Annotated in this window: 18 protein-coding genes; 9 read left to right on the top strand and 9 right to left on the bottom strand. The window is 62.1% G+C overall.

Translation table 11 applies throughout. From position 1 onward, the window contains the following. Positions 1-84: 84 nt before the first annotated feature. The 3 genes from lpdA to R3F00_RS06945 all read left to right on the top strand — a co-directional run bounded on the left by lpdA (position 85) and on the right by R3F00_RS06945 (position 3,269). Entirely contained in the window at positions 85-1,512 is a 1,428-nt protein-coding gene (gene lpdA, locus R3F00_RS06955; protein WP_371281036.1) for a dihydrolipoyl dehydrogenase, read from the top strand. 324 nt (positions 1,513-1,836) lie between these two features. Further along, positions 1,837-2,829 (top strand): YhdH/YhfP family quinone oxidoreductase, encoded by a 993-nt coding sequence (locus tag R3F00_RS06950; RefSeq protein WP_371281035.1) that lies wholly within the window; start codon positions 1,837-1,839, stop codon positions 2,827-2,829. 77 nt (positions 2,830-2,906) lie between these two features. Then, complete coding sequence (locus tag R3F00_RS06945) at positions 2,907-3,269, top strand: PleD family two-component system response regulator (protein ID WP_371281034.1); 363 nt, start codon at positions 2,907-2,909, stop codon at positions 3,267-3,269. A gap of 182 nt (positions 3,270-3,451) precedes the next feature. On the opposite strand, the gene R3F00_RS06940 is transcribed toward R3F00_RS06945, so the two are convergent. After that, complete coding sequence (locus tag R3F00_RS06940) at positions 3,452-4,354, bottom strand: DnaJ C-terminal domain-containing protein (protein WP_371281033.1); 903 nt, start codon at positions 4,352-4,354, stop codon at positions 3,452-3,454. Between the two features lie 92 nt (positions 4,355-4,446). Beyond that, positions 4,447-4,893 carry an Hsp20/alpha crystallin family protein gene (locus R3F00_RS06935; protein WP_371281032.1) on the bottom strand — a complete coding sequence of 149 codons (447 nt, stop codon included), beginning with the start codon at positions 4,891-4,893 and terminating at the stop codon, positions 4,447-4,449. A gap of 151 nt (positions 4,894-5,044) precedes the next feature. On the opposite strand from R3F00_RS06935, the gene R3F00_RS06930 reads away from it, so the two are divergent. Next, complete coding sequence (locus R3F00_RS06930) at positions 5,045-5,524, top strand: peroxiredoxin (protein ID WP_371281031.1); 480 nt, start codon at positions 5,045-5,047, stop codon at positions 5,522-5,524. Positions 5,525-5,560: 36 nt separating this feature from the next. On the opposite strand, the gene R3F00_RS06925 is transcribed toward R3F00_RS06930, so the two are convergent. After that, on the bottom strand, positions 5,561-6,808 hold the full coding sequence (locus R3F00_RS06925; protein ID WP_371281030.1) for a hypothetical protein: 1,248 nt from the start codon (positions 6,806-6,808) through the stop codon (positions 5,561-5,563). Between the two features lie 122 nt (positions 6,809-6,930). Further along, positions 6,931-7,839 carry a DUF533 domain-containing protein gene (locus R3F00_RS06920; protein ID WP_371281029.1) on the bottom strand — a complete coding sequence of 303 codons (909 nt, stop codon included), beginning with the start codon at positions 7,837-7,839 and terminating at the stop codon, positions 6,931-6,933. A 207-nt stretch (positions 7,840-8,046) separates the two neighbouring features. Between R3F00_RS06920 and R3F00_RS06915 the strand changes: the two genes are divergently transcribed. Continuing rightward, the gene (locus tag R3F00_RS06915) at positions 8,047-9,276 is read left to right on the top strand and encodes an MFS transporter (protein ID WP_371281028.1); all 1,230 of its coding nucleotides are present in this window, start codon (positions 8,047-8,049) and stop codon (positions 9,274-9,276) included. A 22-nt stretch (positions 9,277-9,298) separates the two neighbouring features. Here the strand turns inward: R3F00_RS06915 and R3F00_RS06910 are convergent, their stop codons facing one another. From R3F00_RS06910 to R3F00_RS06890, 5 genes are all read right to left on the bottom strand, one after another. Beyond that, the gene (locus R3F00_RS06910; protein ID WP_371281027.1) at positions 9,299-10,216 is read right to left on the bottom strand and encodes a DMT family transporter; all 918 of its coding nucleotides are present in this window, start codon (positions 10,214-10,216) and stop codon (positions 9,299-9,301) included. Further along, on the bottom strand, positions 10,217-10,999 hold the full coding sequence (gene hutG, locus R3F00_RS06905) for an N-formylglutamate deformylase (RefSeq protein WP_371281026.1): 783 nt from the start codon (positions 10,997-10,999) through the stop codon (positions 10,217-10,219). 68 nt (positions 11,000-11,067) lie between these two features. Further along, positions 11,068-11,382 (bottom strand): DUF6587 family protein, encoded by a 315-nt coding sequence (locus tag R3F00_RS06900; protein ID WP_371281025.1) that lies wholly within the window; start codon positions 11,380-11,382, stop codon positions 11,068-11,070. Next, entirely contained in the window at positions 11,379-13,211 is a 1,833-nt protein-coding gene (locus tag R3F00_RS06895) for a ferrous iron transporter B (protein ID WP_371281024.1), read from the bottom strand. Before R3F00_RS06895 ends, R3F00_RS06900 begins: the two co-directional genes overlap by 4 nt. Further along, positions 13,208-13,447 carry a ferrous iron transport protein A gene (locus R3F00_RS06890; protein ID WP_371281023.1) on the bottom strand — a complete coding sequence of 80 codons (240 nt, stop codon included), beginning with the start codon at positions 13,445-13,447 and terminating at the stop codon, positions 13,208-13,210. Before R3F00_RS06890 ends, R3F00_RS06895 begins: the two co-directional genes overlap by 4 nt. Before the next feature lie 248 nt (positions 13,448-13,695). Between R3F00_RS06890 and R3F00_RS06885 the strand changes: the two genes are divergently transcribed. The 4 genes from R3F00_RS06885 to R3F00_RS06870 all read left to right on the top strand — a co-directional run bounded on the left by R3F00_RS06885 (position 13,696) and on the right by R3F00_RS06870 (position 18,140). Continuing rightward, complete coding sequence (locus tag R3F00_RS06885) at positions 13,696-14,490, top strand: enoyl-CoA hydratase-related protein (protein ID WP_371281022.1); 795 nt, start codon at positions 13,696-13,698, stop codon at positions 14,488-14,490. Positions 14,491-14,566: 76 nt separating this feature from the next. Continuing rightward, positions 14,567-16,594, top strand: coding sequence for a biotin carboxylase N-terminal domain-containing protein (locus R3F00_RS06880; RefSeq protein WP_371281021.1), 2,028 nt, complete (start codon positions 14,567-14,569; stop codon positions 16,592-16,594). Further along, positions 16,591-17,247, top strand: a complete 657-nt coding sequence (locus R3F00_RS06875) for a hypothetical protein (RefSeq protein ID WP_371281019.1) — start codon at positions 16,591-16,593, stop codon at positions 17,245-17,247. The genes R3F00_RS06880 and R3F00_RS06875 overlap by 4 nt, the downstream gene beginning before the upstream one ends. Continuing rightward, complete coding sequence (locus tag R3F00_RS06870; RefSeq protein ID WP_371281018.1) at positions 17,244-18,140, top strand: hydroxymethylglutaryl-CoA lyase; 897 nt, start codon at positions 17,244-17,246, stop codon at positions 18,138-18,140. Before R3F00_RS06875 ends, R3F00_RS06870 begins: the two co-directional genes overlap by 4 nt. Positions 18,141-18,150 lie beyond the last annotated feature (10 nt).

Genomic DNA, 18,150 nt, shown 5'->3' with positions numbered 1-18,150 from the left:
GCGGAATTCGCCGCGTCCACCGATGCCCGCTCTGTCTAATCCCGAATCCCGAATCCCAACTCCCGATTACCGTGAGCGAATGCAATGAGTGAACAAACCTACGACGTCATCGTTATCGGAGCCGGTCCGGCCGGTTATGTGGCTGCGATACGCGCCGCGCAACTGGGCATGAAGACGGCCTGCATCGACGACTTCATCGGCAAGGACGGCAAGCCGGCACTGGGCGGAACCTGCCTCAATATCGGTTGCATACCGTCAAAGGCCCTGCTTGATTCCTCCAAGCAGTTCCATAACCTCACGCATGGCTTCGAGGCACACGGCATCAGCGCGAAAGACGCGAAGATCGACGTCGCCACGATGGTCGGGCGCAAGGACAAGATCGTCAAGCAGTTCACGGGTGGCATCACCTCCCTGTTCAAGGCGAACAAGGTCACTGCGATTGCCGGCCACGCATCCCTCAAGGCCGACCGTGTCGTTTCGGTCAAGGCTGCAGACGGCAAGATCACCGACTACAGCGCAACCAACGTGATCATCGCGACCGGCTCGGTGCCGATCGAATTGCCGTTTGCGAAGTTCGATGGCAAGCACATCGTCGACAACGCCGGCGCACTGGATTTCGAAGAGACGCCGAAACGCCTCGGCGTGATCGGTGCAGGCGTGATCGGCCTCGAACTCGGCAGTGTCTGGAAACGTCTGGGCTCCGAAGTCACCATTATCGAAGCCCTGCCCGACTTTCTCGCGGCCGCCGACGCCGACATCGCCAAGGTTGCCGCGCGCGAGTTCAAGAAGCAGGGCCTCGACATCCGCCTTGGCGCGAAGCTGAGCAAGGCGGAGACCGGAAAGAAGGGCGTCAAGCTCACCTATTCCGACGCCAAGGGCGAACAGACCCTGGAAGTCGACAAGTTGCTCGTTGCCGTGGGTCGCCGCGCTGCGACGAAGGGACTGCTGGCCGACGATTCCGGCGTGAAGCTGGATGACAAGGGCAGGATTGATGTCGACGAGCACAACTGGACCGGTGTCGATGGCGTCTGGGCCGTGGGTGATTGCGTGCGCGGCCCGATGCTTGCGCACAAGGGCTCCGAGGAAGGCATCGCGGTCGCCGAACTGATCGCAGGCAAGGCCGGCCACGTCAATCTCGATACCGTGCCCTGGGTGATCTACACCGAACCCGAACTGGCCTGGGTCGGCAAGACCGAGGCCGAAGTCAAGGCAGAGGGCATCCCTTACAGGACCGGTTCGTTCCCGTTCGCGGCCATCGGCCGTGCGGTTGCGATGAACGAGACGGCGGGCCAGGTAAAAGTGATCGCGCATGCCGAAACGGATCGCATACTCGGCGTGCACATGGTTGGACCGCTCGTATCCGAACTGATCGCCGAGGCCGTGGTCACGATGGAATTCAAGGGCAGTGCCGAAGACCTCGCCCGTATCTGCCACGCCCACCCGACCCTGAGCGAAGCCGTCCACGAAGCCGCCCTCGCCGTCGACAAGCGCGCCATCCACAAAGCCAACTGAGTCCAGGATGGACTCATCCCGCGCAGGCCCTGCCGTCCCGAATAAGAACTGGATCCCAGCGTTCGCTGGGATGACGGCAGAAGTGATTCGAGGTTGGGAATTATTTTGGTTCCGCTGGCGTTTCCGTGTTTGAAGAATTGCAAGGGGCCGAGAGCCATATGAAATCATCCTATTTCTGTTCGTCATCCCGGCAAAGGCTGGAAGCGCCTCTCAACAGCTGAATGGCTGGTCATCCAGTTCTTACTCACATAGCTAGCAAAAGATCGAACCCCCATTCCATAAAATCAGCATCACAGGATCGCCGAATCCAAGTAGTCTCAGCCCATGAACACATCCTTCCGCGCCTTCCGCATCCATAACGACGATCAGGGTTACCGCGCCGGCATCGAGGAGATGCGTGCCGATGAACTCTCGCCGGGCGACGTCCTGGTCAAGCTGGCCTACTCGTCGGTCAACTACAAGGATGCGCTGGCCGGTACCGGCAAGGGCAAGATTCTGCGGCGCTATCCGATGAATGGCGGCATCGATGCCGCCGGCTATGTGGCCGAATCGCGTGATCCGGCATTCAAGGAAGGCGATGCCGTGCTTTGCACTGGTTGTGGTCTGTCCGAAACACGCGACGGCGGCTATGCCGAATATGTCCGGCTGGAATCGAAATGGACAATTCCATTGCCGACCGGCTTGAGTCTGCGCGAATCGATGATTCTTGGTACCGCCGGTTTCACGGCTGCGCTGTCGCTCTATCGCATGCAGCAGAACGGGCAGACTCCGGATCAGGGGCCGATCGTGGTGACCGGCGCGACCGGTGGTGTCGGCATGCTGGCAATCAATATTCTGAGTCGCGCCGGCTACACGCCACACGCCATCACCGGCAAGGCCGACCAGTTCGACTTTCTGATTGATCTGGGCGCCGAGCAATGCATTGCGCGCAAGGACCTCTACTGGGGCCAGCGGCCGCTGGAATCGGCCCACTGGGCGGGCGCCATCGACAATGTCGGCGGCGACATGCTGGCCGGACTGACCCGCGTGATCCATCCGTACGGCAATATCGCCATTTGCGGCAATGCCGGTGGCATCGACCTGGCCACGACGGTCATGCCCTTCATCATTCGGGGGGTCAGTCTGCTTGGAATCGCATCGGCCGGAACGCCGAGGAACCAGCGCGATGCGATCTGGGCACACCTGGCGGATGACTGGAAACCACGGGGGCTCGACAAGATTGCGACAAAAGAGGTGGTTTTCGACGAACTTCCGTCCGTTTTCGAGCAAATGCTGGCCGGAGCGTCGTTTGGCCGCACGCTGCTGCGCATAGGGTGATCGCGTTCGCTGGTCGCGCGGCAAACTCCTGTTTAGAATGCAGGAGCCATCCGGCACCAGGGGACCACGGAACTACTATGGCGCGAGTACTCATCGTCGACGATTCACCTTCGCAACTGATTGGCCTCAAGCGCATCACTGAAAAGCTGGGCCACGAGGTGATCACAGCGGAAGACGGTTCAGCGGGGGTCGAAACGGCCAAGCGCGAACTGCCCGATCTCATCCTCATGGACGTGGTGATGCCCAACCTCAATGGATTCCAGGCCACGCGAACGCTGGCAAAAGATCCAAAGACCAGCCACATACCGATCATTCTTGTGACGACCAAGGATCAGGAAACCGATCGCGTCTGGGGCATGCGGCAGGGCGCGAAGACCTACGTCACCAAGCCGATCAACGAAGACGAGTTGATCAAGGCGATCAACGAGCATTTGCCCTGAAAAACCGGGAATCGAGAGTCGGGAATAGGGAATAGGGGAAAGAAGGCGAATCGCGTGTTGAAGCCAAACGCTGCGCTTCGCGCTCAACAAGGGCTGCAGCCCGCCAATCTTGTCCCAACTTTCCCACCCCTCACCGCTTTACCTATTCCCCATTCCCTATTCACCATTCTCAATCCTCGGCGCTACCGCCGAGGATTGAACTCGAACGTCGAGGCCATGTTCTCGTAGAAGGCCTGCTGCTCGGGGGTCTCGGCCTTCGGCGTGTGGATCTCGAGAACCACGATCTGGTCGCCCGGTGTCTTGCCGGGCCAGCCGCGTCCGCGCAGGCGCAACTTGCGCCCGCTGTCCGATCCGGCCGGAATGCGCAGGTCAACGTTGCCTGCCAGAGTCGGCACCGGCACGGTCGCTCCCAGCGCTGCCTCCCAGGGGGCAATCGGCAGCACATGCGTGATCGTGTGTCCTTCGAGCTTGAAGCGACTGTCTTCGCGAACACCCACCTCAAGCAACAGGTCACCCGCAGGTCCGCCCTGCGTGCCCGGATTGCCCTGCCCGCTCAGACGGATCGTGCGCCCGGGTTCGATGCCGGCCGGGATCTTCACTTCCAGGGTGCGTTCGCCCTGCACGGGGTCACGCAGAGTGATGCGCTCCTTGGCGCCATTGAATGCCGATGCCAGGTCGATCTGGACCCGGGCCTGCAGGTCACTGCCCCGGCGCGGGCCACTCTGCCCCCGGGGTCCGCCACCCGCACGGCCTCGACCGAAGATCGATTCGAAAAAGTCGCTGAAATCCTCACCCTGGAACCCGCCGTGGCCGCCTCCCTGCCGACCCTGCCAGTTTGGCGGGGGCCTGAATTCGTCGCCGGCCCGGTAGCCGCCGGCACGCAGGTTGTCGTACTCCCTGCGGCGCTCGGCATCCTTGAGCGCCTCGTAGGCCTCATTGACCGCCTTGAACCTGTTTTCGGCATCGGCTTCCTTGCTGACATCCGGATGGTACTTGCGCGCCAGTTTCCTGTAAGCGCGCTTGATTTCGGCGTCCGTGGCATCGGGCTTCACGCCAAGGGTGTCGTAGTAATCCTTGAACTGCATGCCTCACCCTGATTGCAAACAAACGGAGCCTGCGGCGAGTCTACACGTGTACCCGCCGCAGGCCATTGGAGTTCCGCTCCCGTGAACGGTAATCAGGCGTTGATCGTGATTCTGCGTGGCGTGGTCTCGGGCTTCTTCGGAATGGAGATTTCGAGAACGCCATGCTTGCCTGAAGCACTGATGCTGTCGGCATCGGCGCTGTCCGGCAGTGCGAAGCGCCGGTAAAAAGTGCCATGTGAACGCTCGACGCGCGTGAACTGGCCGTTTTCCTCGGTGACTTCGGCGACCCGGTCACCCTTGATGGTCAGGATGCCCTTGTCCATGTTGACTTCAATGTCCTTGGGATCGACACCGGGGATATCGGCAAGAATCACGAAGCGCTTGGGCTCTTCGCGGATGTCGACCCGCGGTGCCCACTGGCTGGTCACGACGTTGGACTGATCCGACTCCTCGTTGTTGATGAAACGGTCGAAAACCTGACGCAGGTCGAGCTGCAGGCCATTGCCGGCGTTCCAGGGAGACTGACGGGAAATGCTCATGATGATCACCTTTTATCTGGGTGCGGCCCCACGGCCGCGATGACAAATAGGTAGGGTTGTCCAGAGCACTTTCAAGAGTCTCGAATGCGAATATTCAGGCAATCGACGTATGATGGCCGGCCCAACCCACCACGCGTGAAAGGACCCCCAGATGAGCATACAAGTTGGCGAAAAGATTCCCCTGGCAACGCTGAACACCCTGAAGGATGGCGTCCAGGCCGTGACCACAGACGAGCTGTTCAAGGGACGCAAGGTCGTCCTCTTTTCCGTACCCGGCGCATTCACCCCGACCTGCTCCGCCAAGCACCTGCCCGGCTACGTCGAGAAAATGGACGAGTTCAAGGCCAGGGGTGTCGATGTGGCCTGCATGTCTGTGAATGACGCCTTCGTGATGGATGCTTGGGCAAAACAGCAGAATGTGCCAGCCGGACTGACCATGCTGGCTGACGGCAACGGTGCCTTCGCCGAATTGCTCGGCCTAAAGTTCGACGCCAGCGCGTTCGGCATGGGCGAGCGTGCCAAGCGTTTTGCCCTCTACGCCGATGATGGCGTGGTCAAGGTGTTGAACGTCGAGGCGCCAGGCGAGTTCAAGGTTTCCAGCGCGGAAGCCATGCTTGAGGCGATCGCCTGAGAAGTTCCCGCGCAAGTTCGGACCGCCTGACGGTGATCAGGCGGTCCTGGCCAGGGCGGATTCGCCCTGCGGCTCTTCGAGCAGCCAGCCGCGAATGCGCTCGTAGGCATCCCGGCTGCTGAGCAGACCGAGATGATTGGTCCGATAACCGATCCAGCGCCTGGATTCGGGCAAACCGAGGTTTCGTGCCTGGTCCCTGTGCAAGCCGAGTGCACTGTACAGGGGGACCAGTCCGTCACCCGCCAGGCGCTCTCCCAGCGATCCTGCCCTTTTGGAAATCGATCCGGCGATTGCAAAACAGCGCACGCCATCCGGTAGCGGGAGTACATCGTGCTTGCGGGTCTTGGGCTTGAATCGGTCCTGGTTCTGCCAGTCGTCATCAATGAGATTGGCGTGACGCAAGTCGGTGATGCCGGCACTGCGGACTTTGCCCAGGCGTGAAAGGGCGGCGGTATACGGGCTCGCACCGAGCAGCGCATCCAGCCTGTTGCCGTTGCGCTCCAGCGGTGACCCGTAGTGCGGTGTTCCGATGAAGACGATTTCACGCAGGCATTCGAGCCAGGTATGGCCCTCGCGCCGGGCGTGCTCGCAGGCACTACGGGCAATCAGTCCGCCCATGCTGTAGCCGATGATCGTGATCTGTTCGACCGGCACCGGCCAGGAGCGGGCCAGTGTTTCGAGCAAGGTGGAAAACCCGGCACCATTGGTCGAAACGTGCAAGCCGCTGTTGTAGTGCAGATAGACCGGCGTGAAGCCACCGTCCGCGCGCAGCGCCTGACCGTGATCGTGGCCCTTGCGGGTCCATTGAAGGTCGCTCATGCACAAGCCATGGGCGAGCACGACGATCTTGCCGGTTGCATCGGGGATGGCCTCGCCCAGTGTCTCGGGCTCAAGGACCAGCGGGACGCCATCCCGACGCAGGCTCATGCGAATCTGCAGTGGATTGCCGGTTTGCGCCAGATAGTCTCCGACCAGGCCATTCAGTGCCGAGACCAGGGTCTCGCGCTGGGTGCCGGGATCGGCAGGCAACTCGGACGGTGCGACCTTGCTCAGGACCAGATCGACGCCATGGCCAACCGAGCGGGTCACGCCGCGCACGCAGCGGTAGACGAATCCGGTAATGCCACGCGCAGGTTCTTCCGATGCCGCCCCCCGCACACTCGGCAAGCGAGTGATGTTGTGGTGCATGTTTTCGAGGAGGTCGGTAACGGCGATCGTGGCGTCGATGGCCATGCGATTGTAGGCACGCAGGTCGGCGGCACGAATCGGGGAGAACTTGAGCATGGCTCGTCGATTCCTGGCTGGACGCGGTCTTCTCAGTCAACAGAGATAGCAGGATCGGGTCGAGCACGTGCTCTATTTGCAGCACATCGAGCAGCTGCAGGGTGACCGGCCCGGAGATCGCCTCAGCGGCCCCTGACCAGCCTGGCCAGCTCGCCAATATCAAGGGAACCGGCCTTGTTCTGCATCTCGGTCTTGTGGCGACCCAGCAGCCTCCTGGCGTCTTCGAGCAAGTCCCGATAACTGGCGCGAAGCGACTCGGCATCAAGCTGGCGGCCTGCCTCGTAGTAGCGTCGCGCGAGATGTCCGAGCGCATAGGTGCTGATAAAACTCATGCCGGAACTGATGGCCTGGCGACCAATCCCTCCCAGCAGGCGACCGCCGATCGCTCCGAGCACTCCGCCCAGCAGGCGACGACCGGCCTGCTCGAGAAATTGCGAAGTCAGGCCGACGCCCGCCGTGGCCAGGAAATCCTTGACGTGGCCCTGGTCCAGTTCGTATCCGTAGGTCTGCCCAATCCGATAGACAAGCTTCATCTGCAGCGGAATGATGGCCATGCTGGCGAGTGACTCCGGCAACAGTTCGAGGGCGCCATTCAGAATGGCGGCATCCAGGATGAGCTTGTCCTGTTGCGCCCTTGACATCGAAGACCCGGCGACCTGCCCTCCATCCAGCGGCGTTGCTGCGATGGCATCCGCCTCGCGCGCATGGCTCTCGACAAGATTCGTGTCGAGACCCAGCGCCGTGCGCAGCTGATCGAGGAACTCGCGCTCGGCTGCCGAATGGACGCCATCGGCATCGCAGACACACACCGCCATTTCGTAGGCCAGCTTTCTCGATTCAGTCGACTTCAGTGACTGGATCAGGCCGTCCATGCCTGACCCGGACATCAGCGTCGAAGAAAGGTCTGCTTGCGTCTTGAGCGACTCGGCGATCTCTCGGATCTTGTCGCGTTCGCGCTCATGCTTGCTGCTGTCTGCATACGCCGCCTTCAGGCATAGGCCGATGATGGCTTGTTGCTCGGTCTCCTGCACGCGTGACTCCTTTAGGGGAATTTCGGAAAACCGGGCCTCGATCCGGCCAGGTATCCCACCATGGTATTCGAGTTCGTCCGGCGTTTTGTGACTTCCCCGGTGGGGCATCCAGTTGCCAGCCTGCATTCCCTGTGGGCGAAGCGGATGCGGGCATGATTCAATACAGGGTTTCCGGTCCGGCACCGGCGCAGGAATCAGAACAGGACGATGTCCATCCCGGCAGAAGTCATCGCATCGGAAACGCAGGTACCGGCACCTGAAGTGCCGCAGACGGCATTTCCGATCCTGCTCAGCCTCAGTGTGTGTCACCTGCTCAACGACATGATCCAGTCGCTGTTGCCGGCGATCTACCCTTTGCTGAAAAGCGGCTTCGCGCTCGACTTTGGCCAGATCGGCCTGATCACGCTGACGTTCCAGATCACCGCATCGCTGCTTCAACCCCTGATTGGGACGCTGACGGACCGGCATCCGAAGCCCTACTCGCTGGTGCTCGGCATGGGCTCGACCCTGTTCGGCCTGATCCTGCTTTCGCAAGCGCCAAGCTTCGCCCTGTTGCTTGTCGCGGCAGCGCTGATCGGCACCGGCTCTGCGGTGTTTCATCCGGAATCCTCGCGCATTGCGCGGCTTGCGTCCGGTGGCCGCCACGGGCTGGCGCAGTCGCTGTTCCAGGTGGGCGGTAACGTCGGCTCGGCGACCGGCCCCCTGCTGGCCGCCTTCATCATCATGCCGCGCGGTCAGTCCAGCATTGCCTGGTTTGCCGTTGCCGCAGCGATTGCCATCGCCCTGCTGACCCGCATCGGACACTGGTATCGGGCACAACTGCCGATCCGGTCGCACGACAGAAGCCAGTCGGAAACGGCCATCCGGCTTTCCAGAAAGAAAATCATCGTGGCCTTGCTCGTGCTCGGCATGCTGATCTTCTCCAAGTACTTCTACCTTGCCAGTCTGTCGAGCTATTACACCTTCTACCTGATGCACAAGTTCGGCATCAGCGTGCAGAGCGCCCAGCTGCACCTGTTCGTATTCCTGGGTGCGGTTGCGGCAGGCACGATCATCGGCGGGCCGATTGGCGACCGGATTGGCCGACGCTACGTGATCTGGGGATCCATCCTTGGCGTACTGCCCTTCACCGTTCTGTTGCCGCACGCCAACCTGCTCTGGACAACCTTGCTGACCGTGGTCATCGGCGTGGTCCTGGCCTCCGCGTTTTCCGCCATCCTGGTGTTCGCCCAGGAACTGGTGCCCGGCCGCACCGGAATGATTTCGGGCCTGTTCTTCGGTTTTGCATTCGGCATGGGTGGGATCGGTGCCGCCATTCTTGGCGAGCTGGCCGACCGCATCGGCATCGAGGCGGTGTACGGGATCTGCGCATGGTTGCCGGCGATCGGGCTGCTCGCCTGGTTTCTTCCGCACCGACCTCAAGCGGCCAGGTCCTGATTCGAGCGGCAGCTCCGTCAGCTCAGGCCGACGGTTTCCTTGATACAACCCAGACACCGACCAGGACCAGAAGTGTTCCCGCCACCTGCCAGGGACCCATGGGCTCGCCGAGAAGCAGCATGCTGAGCACGATGGTCGAGACCGGGCCCAGCATGCCGATTTGCGCCGTGGTCGCAGGTCCGATCCGGGCTACAGCCATCATCACCGCCAGAACCGGAACGACGGTGCACAAGGTCCCGTTCAACAGGGACAGCCACCACACTTCGACGGGCAGCTGCATCGCGGTGTCCAGCGACCGCAGCAACAGGTATTGGCCAATGCACAGGATGCAGGCAACCGTGCTGGCATAGGCAGTCAGACGGATCGCACCGACTCTGGCAACGATTTCGCCGACTCCGACCAGGTACAGCGAATAGCTCAGCGCGCTGAGGAAGACCAGCCCTCCACCAAGCACGACATTGCTGCCGCCGATCGAGAAGTCGTGCGCGAAGGCAAGCAGTACACCGGCATAGCTGATCGCCAGCGCCAGTACTTGGCGGGGCGTGACGGATCGCCTGAACACCAGCACGCCGATCAACAGGACGATGGTGGGCGTGAGGTAGAGAATCAGCCGTTCCAGCGTTGCCGTGATGTAGGCCAGACCGAGGAAGTCGAGAAAGCTGGCAAGGTAGTAGCCAAGTATTCCGAGCAGCACGATTCTGCAGCGGTCGGCAGCGGACACCGGTTCGACCTGGCGCCGCGACGACCACGCGCCGAGCAGCAGGAAGAACGGCATGGCGACCAGCATGCGCAAGGCCAGCAAGGTGATTGCGTCTGCGCCGTAGCGGAATCCGAGTTTGACGATAATGGCCTTGCCGGAAAACGCGATCGCGCCCAGCGCGGCAAGAAAGACACCGGTCAGCGCAGGCGACTGCGCCACTGCCCGTTCGGCAGTACCCACCTACTCCAGTTCCAGTGCCGCCTCAAGAAGGCGATGTATGAGAGCCTGGGTTGGTGCAGCGAGTGCGGCGTCATAGGCGAATGAATCCTCGTCCATGTAGTTGCACTGCGCCAGCTCAAGCTGGACGGCATGGATGCCCTGCTCGGGGTTGCCGTAGTTTCGAGTGATGTAGCCACCCTTGAAACGGCCATTGGCGACGAAGCTGTATTCCGACTGCGCTTCGAGCACGCCGAGCAGGCGTTGCTCGAGTTGCACGCTGCAGCTCGCCCCGCTGGCAGTACCCAGATTGAAATCCGGCAGCCTGCCTTCGAACAGGAATGGAACCACGCTGCGTATCGAATGCGCCTCCCAGAGCACGCAGCGACCGTGCTCGCCTCGAATGCGCTCGATCTCGGCAGCCAGCGCCTCGTGGTAGGGACGCCAATAGGTGTCGACCCGCTCGCCGATTTCCTGCGCCGTCGGTTGCATGCCGTCCTGGTACACCGGCTCGCCCGAGAACTGCACGACCGGGCACAAACCCGTGGTGTTCTGGCCGGGGTAGAGTGAAACGTCATCAGGAGGTCGGTTCAGATCAACGACGTAGCGCGAAAAGCGCGGCGCCAGAATCGACGCACCCAACCCGCGCGCAAACGCGTACAGCCTTGAAACATGCCAGTCGGCATCCGGAACACGCCGCGCCGATGCAGTCATCCGGCCGAGCATTTCCCTGGGAATCGCCTCGCCATCGTGAGGCAGGCTGATCAGCAGCGCTTCGCTGCCGGGGTGCAACGTGAAAGTGTTCATGCCCGCAGTCTAGCCCGAACACTCCACGAGGTCGCTGGAATTCAGAGCAAGAGAGATCGGCAGCGCACTCAGCCAGCCGGGCGAATGGGCGGTCGACTGAATTTCAGCGGGATGGCCGCCGCGGATTCAGCGCCGGTCGATGCACAACCAGCGCAACTGGCACAGCCCAGGCCACTGCCACATCCGCCTCTCCTGGCCTCGGCCGGCTGCATCCTCCGGCCCCACTCTCTGAGCACTCGATGGCGCCCGGGTCTGCCAAGCGAACGGGCTATCCCGCTCTGCGCTCGCCGGAACGCCTGCGGCAGCAGATGGCGCACGGCAACCACGGCGCTGACCAGCAGGATCAGCACCAGCAACAGGGTCTGCAGTGCGTGGGCGTTCATGAGCCCACCGCCAGGGCCATCTGATAGGTCAGCAGCGAGGCGAGATAGGCCAGCGCAAACAGGTAGCCCGCCATGATCCAGACCTGTCGCCAGGAGTTCGTCTCGCGCCGTACCGTGGCCAGGGTTGACAGGCACATCGGCGCGAACACGTACCAGGCCAGCAGCGACAGTGCGGTAGCCATCGACCATTGCGTGGCGACAACCGCCTGCAAGCCATCTTCGTTGCCCGACAGCGCGTAGACCGTCGCCAGCGACGAAACCGCCACTTCGCGCGCAGCCAGACCGGGCACCAGCGCGATGCAGATCTGCCAGTTGAATCCGATCGGCGCAAACACCGTGTGCAGCAGATGTCCGAGCTGCCCCGCATAGCTGAAGTTGATGGCCGGATCCTGGGCGCCTGCGGGCGGTGCCGGAAAACTCGACAGGAACCACAGGATGATAGTGAGGGAAAGGATGATGCCGCCGACACGCTTGAGGAAAATGCTGGCGCGCTCCCAGAGCCCGATCGCGATATCGCGCGGATGCGGCACGCGGTAGGAAGGCAGCTCCATCAGCAGCGCATGCTCGCTCTTGTCCCGACGCAGAAGCTTGATGATCCAGGCGACGACAAGCGCACTGACGATGCCGGCCACATAGAGCGTGAACAGCACGATACCTTGAAGATTGAATACGCCGGCCACCGTGCGGTCCGGAATGAAGGCGGCGATCAGCAAGGCGTACACCGGCAGACGTGCCGAGCAGGTCATCAGGGGCGCGATCAGGATGGTGGTCAGGCGATCGCGCGGATCCTGGATGCTGCGCGTCGCCATGATGCCGGGAATGGCGCAGGCAAAACTCGACAGCAGCGGAATGAATGAGCGCCCGGTCAGGCCGGCCTTGAGCATCAATCGATCGAGCAGGAATGCCGCACGCGGCAGATAGCCCGACTCCTCCAGCGCAAGAATGAACAGGAAAAGGATCAGGATCTGCGGCAGGAACACGAGTACCCCGCCGACACCGGCAAAAATGCCGTCGACCACCAGGCTTTGCAGCAGAGGCATCGAGCCCAGCGCGGAACCGACCCAGCCGCCGAGCAAGCCGATGCCGGCATCAATGCCGTCCATCAGCGGAGCCGCCCAGGAGAACACGGCCTGGAAAATCAGAAACATGATCACGGCAAGCAGGCCGAGTCCGAGCAGGGGATGCAGCACGATGCGATCAATCGCGTCATCGATTTCGGCGGTACGCCGCGGCATCTGCACGGCATCGGCAATCATGCTGCGCACCTCGGCATGCAGGTCATCGCCGCCTTGCACGCTGCTGATCGCCGGGATGTCGGCATCGAGCCGCGCAACCAGGTTGGCAGCACCCCCGCGGCGCACGGCCACCGTTTCGACCACCGGCATGCCCAGCGCGGCTTCGAGCTTCTGCACGTCGATGACGATGCCCCGTCTGCGCGCTGCGTCCATCATGTTCAGCGCCAGCACCATCGGTCGACCCAGCTGGCGGACTTCAAGCACGAATCGCAGATGCAGGCGGAGATTGGTCGCATCGGCGACGCAGACGATCACATCGGGCGCCGTTTCCCCCGGGAAATGTCCGAGGCAGACATCGCGGGTGATGACCTCGTCGGGACTGGCAGCCTGCAGGCTGTAGGCACCGGGCAAATCCAGCAACTGGAACTGGCGTCCGGAAGGACCGCTGAATCGACCTTCCTTGCGCTCGATGGTCACGCCGGCATAGTTGGCGACCTTCTGGTGACCGCCCGTGAGCTGGTTGAACAAGGCGGTCTTTCCGCAATTCGGATTACCCACCAGGGCGAGACGCAGACTGGATACGGCCTCGCTCATGCCGGCAACTCGATGATGACGCGTGCCGCTTCCGCTTTACGAAGTGCAAAGCGCGTGAAACCGATCTGGACCAACAGGGGATCGGCACCGATGGGCCCCCGCCCGACCAGCTTGACCGGCTCGCCGCGGACAAAGCCATAGTCGCGCAGACGACGCGCTATCGCGTCGTTTTCGCCCACATTTTTGACTTCCAGTACCACCGCATCGGACCCTTGGGCCAGCTCGGACAACCGCATGGAAAGGCCACGTCAAATAAGAATGGTTCGCATTATACTCCTAACATCACGTTCCGGCGATCCCTCCCAGCCCTCCGCCTCTGCAGGTTTTCGCCGGAAACTCTATGATCGACATGCGCTGGCGCAACAGGGCCAGCCGCGCAATCCGGGATCGGTCGGGAATATCCCGGAGACTCTCGATCCAGGCGCCGGGGGTCGGCATTGGCGCCGGACGCCCCAACAATTCGAGCAGACAATGGAAAGCAGGCATGAGTGATTCAATCCGCGTCGCCAACCGCAATGGCATTTGTGAGATAAGCCTCGATCGGCCCAATACGCACAACGCGTTTGATGACGGCCTGATCAGCGAGCTCACTGCTGCCCTGCAGGCCGCCAACAACGACGCATCGATCTGGGGCGTCGTCCTGACCGGTGAAGGCAAGACCTTTTCCGCCGGAGCCGACGCCAACTGGATGCGCTCCATGGCCAGTGCCAGCGAGCTGGAGAATCGCAACGATTCGCTGCGTCTTGCGGAGTTGATGCGCACGCTCAACTTCCTGCCCAAGCCCACGGTAGCCAGGGTCAATGGCTCGGCCTATGGCGGCGGCGTCGGCCTGATTGCCTGCTGCGACATCGCCATCGGCATCGACGATGCGAAGTTTTCCCTGAGCGAAGCCAAGCTCGGTCTGGTGCCCGCCGTGATATCGCCCTATGTGGTTGCTGCCATTGGCGTCCGACACGCGCGCCGCCTGTTTGTAAGTGCCGAGATCATCGATGGCGAAGAAGCCTTTCGCATCGGCTTGCTGCACAAGGCCGTTTCACGCTCCGAGCTCGACAACGCGGTTGCCCACACCCTGCACCACCTGCGCAAGTGCGGAGCACATGCACAGGCCGAGGCCAAGGCTCTGGCCCTGCGAGTCGCCGGACTGACCCGCGAAGAATCGCTCAGAATCGACATTGAAAATGCAGCCCTGATTGCACGCCTGCGCGTTTCGGAGGAAGGTCAGGAAGGCCTCACCGCGTTCCTGGAGAAGCGTCCGCCGCGCTGGATCTCGGAAGGCTGAAGCGGATGCAGGATCGACCCGCGCAGTCGGTTCGATGTCGCCGCAACGAGTCACGGATACAAGGATTCCACAACAGATGTTCAGCACGATCCTGATCGCCAATCGCGGAGAAATCGCCTGCCGCGTGATTCGAACCTGCCGCCGGCTCGGCATTCGCACGGTCGCGGTCTATTCCGTGGCGGATGCCACGGCGCAGCACGTGCGCCTGGCGGATGCGGCCTATCCGATCGGCGGGCCGGCGCCCAGGGACTCCTACCTGCGTGGCGAAGCCATCATCGAAGTCGCCCTCAAGTCCGGTGCACAGGCGATTCATCCCTGCTACGGATTCCTGTCCGAGAATGCCGATTTCGCCGACGCGGTCGCTGCGGCGGGGATTGCGTTTATCGGCCCTTCCGGCACATCGATGCGAAAGATGGGATCGAAGGCCGGTGCAAAGGACCTGATGGATTCGCATGGCGTGCCGGTTGTGCCCGGTTATACCGGTGAAGACCAGGACCCTGCCCTGCTGGCCCGCGAGGCACGGCGCATCGGCTTTCCGCTGATGATCAAGGCGGCCTACGGGGGCGGCGGCAAGGGCATGCGCATCGTGCGCAGCGCGGAAGAGTTTTCTGCAAACCTTGAATCCTGCCAGCGGGAAGCTGGCAACGCATTCGGTCGCGACCGCGTCTTGCTCGAGCGCTACGTCGAAAAACCTCGACACATCGAATTCCAGGTTTTCGGAGACAGCCACGGGAACATCGTCCATCTCAACGAACGCGAGTGCTCGGCGCAGCGTCGATATCAGAAGGTGCTTGAAGAAACCCCGTCGCCGTTCCTGACTCCGGACCTGCGCACCCGGATGGGCGAAGCCGCCATAGGCGCCGCGCGTGCGCTCGACTATGTGAATGCCGGTACGGTGGAATTCATCGTTGGCCAGCAAGGCGATTTCTATTTCATGGAAATCAATACGCGCCTGCAAGTCGAGCATCCCGTCACCGAGATGGTGCTCGGGCTCGATCTGGTCGAACTCCAGTTGCGTGTCGCCGCGGGAGAGTCCCTGCCTGCTTCGCTGATCCGCAACAAGTCGATTCCGGCCAATGGCCACGCCATCGAGGTTCGCCTCTACGCCGAAGATCCCGATCAGGGATTCCTGCCGGGATCGGGAGCATTGCGCACCTTGCGCCTGCCCGAACCCTCAAGTCATGTGCGCATCGACTCGGGTGTGATCGAAGGCGACAACGTCAGCGTCTTCTACGACCCGATGATTGCCAAGATGATCGCCTGGGATGTCGATCGCGCTTCCGCACTGCAACGCATGCGCGACGCCCTGGCCGAGGTCATCGTGATCGGGCCGAAATCCAATGTCGCGTTTCTGGAACGCCTGGTGCGGCATCCTGCCGTTGTCGATGGCAGCATCGATACCGGCTATCTCGATCGTCACCTCGACGAGTTCCTCGTGGGTGCAGACGCTGAGCGGGCAGGAGGAGATCCTTCGAGCGATCCGCGTTTCAGTGCTGCCATTGTTTCCCTCCTCGATGACGAGGCCGAAGCAATGTCGGCTGCTCGCGGCAGCAATGATCCGCACTCGCCATGGAACCGCGCCGACGGCTGGCGCCATGGGCATCCGGGCAAGCGCGTGATCGTCTTGCTGGACGGGGACGAGCGCATCGAGATATCCGCACGCGGTGCCAACGGCGACTACCATCTGGCCACTGGAGAAACCCGGATCGACGTCAGCCACGCAAGGCTGTCGAAAGGATGGCTCAGCGCGCACTACGATGGCGTCTCGAAGCGCCACCGCGCCTTCGTCGATGGAGCGCGCATCACCCTGCACGATGGCGAACGCCGCAGCCAGTTTGATCATGCGCCGGCATTCGCCTTTGTCGGCGCCACCAGCGAGGATACCGATCGCGTTGTAGCGCCGATGCCGGGTCGCATCGTGATGATCAAGGCCGAGCCGGGTCAGGACGTTGCGGAAGGTACGGAATTGCTTGTCATGGAGGCCATGAAGATGGAACTCACACTGCGCTCACCGCGCGATGGACGCGTCGAGGCCATTCAGGCAGAAGCCGGCGACTTTGTCGAAGCCGATGCCATCCTGGTTCGTCTGGAGCCGATCGTATGAAACTGCCGTTGCTTGTCAGCGCGTTCGCATTCCTGGTGCTGTCCGCTTGCACCGAGACCCGCTTCGAATCACCGCCCGGCGACAAGATCGAAGCCTGCGACCCCGGCTGGAAGGGCTTCTGGGTGGATGCATCCGAAAATGCCAACCGGGACGACGCGGAGAACGCCGCATTCCTGGTCGATCAGGAGTGCCGCTTCCTGCTGCTTGAGCGGCCGGAAAAGGACGGGCCGCTCAAGCAGATCCACATACCGCTGAATTTCGTCCATGACCGCGGCAAGCACTACCTGGTCATTGCCGATAACCAGCTGGCCGGGGTGGTCGATGTCGGACCGATACATCGCATGAAGCCGGCGCCAGCCAAGGCCTTCTTCATTGCGCGCTACGAATTGAACGGGGACAAGCTGTCTCTCTTCGACATCGATACAACGCGCGTTGCCCACCTGGTTGTCGACGATGCCATCGACGGCACGGTCGACAGCGGCGACAGGGAGCTGCATGTTTTCGTCAAGGGAGACCGGTCCCAGATCCTCGAGATATTGCGCAAGCACGACCTCTTCGACGCCGAGGCCGAGGCAGTGGCCAGACGCAGCACGCAAAGCCTCGACGAATACGAGGCCAGCTACAGCGCCAGACGCGAGCGGAGCAAGCCGTGAGCGGACAACCAAGCAGCGTTCGAATCGTCGAAGTGGGGCCACGCGACGGACTGCAGAATGAAAAAACGGTCATTCCCACGGCTACCAAGATCGAACTGATCAACCGGCTTGGCACGACCGGCTTGCGCAGCATCGAGGCAACCAGCTTCGTCAGCCCCAGGTGGGTGCCGCAATTGGCCGACGCGGCCGAGGTTTTCGCTGCAATCACCCGATTGCCCGGTGTCAGCTACCCGGTCCTGGTTCCGAATGAACAGGGCTATGAACGGGCGCGCAAGGTCGGGGCCACCGAAGTTGCCGTTTTTTCGGCTGCATCCGAGGCCTTCAACCGGAAGAACATCAACGCCTCCATCGACGAGTCGATCGAGCGCTTTCGGCCGATTCTCGACAGGGCTGCCGCCGACAAGGTCAAGGTTCGGGGCTATGTATCCACCGTGCTGGGTTGCCCCTACCAGGGCGAGGTACCGCTCAGTGACGTCGTACGCGTCGCCGAACGCATGCACCGGCTGGGCTGCTACGAAATATCGCTGGGCGACACGATCGGCATCGGCACTCCGCGCAAGGCACGCGAAATGCTGCGCGCCGTGGCCGCAGCGGTGCCGATGGAGGCGCTTGCCGTTCACTTTCACGATACCCGGGGCCAGGCCCTGGCCAATGTGCTGGCCTGCCTCGAAGAAGGGGTGTCCGTGGTCGACAGTGCCATTTCCGGTACCGGTGGCTGCCCATATGCCAAGGGTGCGACTGGAAATGTCGCCACCGAAGACGTGGTCTACATGCTCCAGGGCATGGGCATCACGACCGGTCTGGATCTGGACCGGTTGATCGATACGGGACTCTGGCTGTCCTCGCAACTCGGACGCGAAACCTCGAGTCGGGTAGCCCGCGCAAGCGCCTGAATCCATTCCG

The sequence above is a fragment of the Dokdonella sp. genome (assembly GCF_041395345.1).
In the GTDB taxonomy this organism is placed as follows: domain Bacteria; phylum Pseudomonadota; class Gammaproteobacteria; order Xanthomonadales; family Rhodanobacteraceae; genus Dokdonella.
Note: the sequence above shows the minus strand (reverse complement) of the source record. Positions and strands in the feature narration are given on the sequence as shown.

Excerpts from the sequence above, each read along its gene's own strand:
- lpdA (WP_371281036.1), top strand. The coding sequence starts at position 85 with ATGAGTGAACAAACCTACGACGTCATCGTTATCGGAGCCGGTCCGGCC.
- R3F00_RS06950 (WP_371281035.1), top strand. The coding sequence starts at position 1,837 with ATGAACACATCCTTCCGCGCCTTCCGCATCCATAACGACGATCAGGGT.
- R3F00_RS06945 (WP_371281034.1), top strand. The coding sequence starts at position 2,907 with ATGGCGCGAGTACTCATCGTCGACGATTCACCTTCGCAACTGATTGGC.
- R3F00_RS06940 (WP_371281033.1), bottom strand. The coding sequence starts at position 4,354 with ATGCAGTTCAAGGATTACTACGACACCCTTGGCGTGAAGCCCGATGCC.
- R3F00_RS06935 (WP_371281032.1), bottom strand. The coding sequence starts at position 4,893 with ATGAGCATTTCCCGTCAGTCTCCCTGGAACGCCGGCAATGGCCTGCAG.
- R3F00_RS06930 (WP_371281031.1), top strand. The coding sequence starts at position 5,045 with ATGAGCATACAAGTTGGCGAAAAGATTCCCCTGGCAACGCTGAACACC.
- R3F00_RS06925 (WP_371281030.1), bottom strand. The coding sequence starts at position 6,808 with ATGCTCAAGTTCTCCCCGATTCGTGCCGCCGACCTGCGTGCCTACAAT.
- R3F00_RS06915 (WP_371281028.1), top strand. The coding sequence starts at position 8,047 with ATGTCCATCCCGGCAGAAGTCATCGCATCGGAAACGCAGGTACCGGCA.
- hutG (WP_371281026.1), bottom strand. The coding sequence starts at position 10,999 with ATGAACACTTTCACGTTGCACCCCGGCAGCGAAGCGCTGCTGATCAGC.
- R3F00_RS06900 (WP_371281025.1), bottom strand. The coding sequence starts at position 11,382 with ATGAACGCCCACGCACTGCAGACCCTGTTGCTGGTGCTGATCCTGCTG.
- R3F00_RS06895 (WP_371281024.1), bottom strand. The coding sequence starts at position 13,211 with ATGAGCGAGGCCGTATCCAGTCTGCGTCTCGCCCTGGTGGGTAATCCG.
- R3F00_RS06890 (WP_371281023.1), bottom strand. The coding sequence starts at position 13,447 with ATGCGGTTGTCCGAGCTGGCCCAAGGGTCCGATGCGGTGGTACTGGAA.
- R3F00_RS06885 (WP_371281022.1), top strand. The coding sequence starts at position 13,696 with ATGAGTGATTCAATCCGCGTCGCCAACCGCAATGGCATTTGTGAGATA.
- R3F00_RS06880 (WP_371281021.1), top strand. The coding sequence starts at position 14,567 with ATGTTCAGCACGATCCTGATCGCCAATCGCGGAGAAATCGCCTGCCGC.
- R3F00_RS06875 (WP_371281019.1), top strand. The coding sequence starts at position 16,591 with ATGAAACTGCCGTTGCTTGTCAGCGCGTTCGCATTCCTGGTGCTGTCC.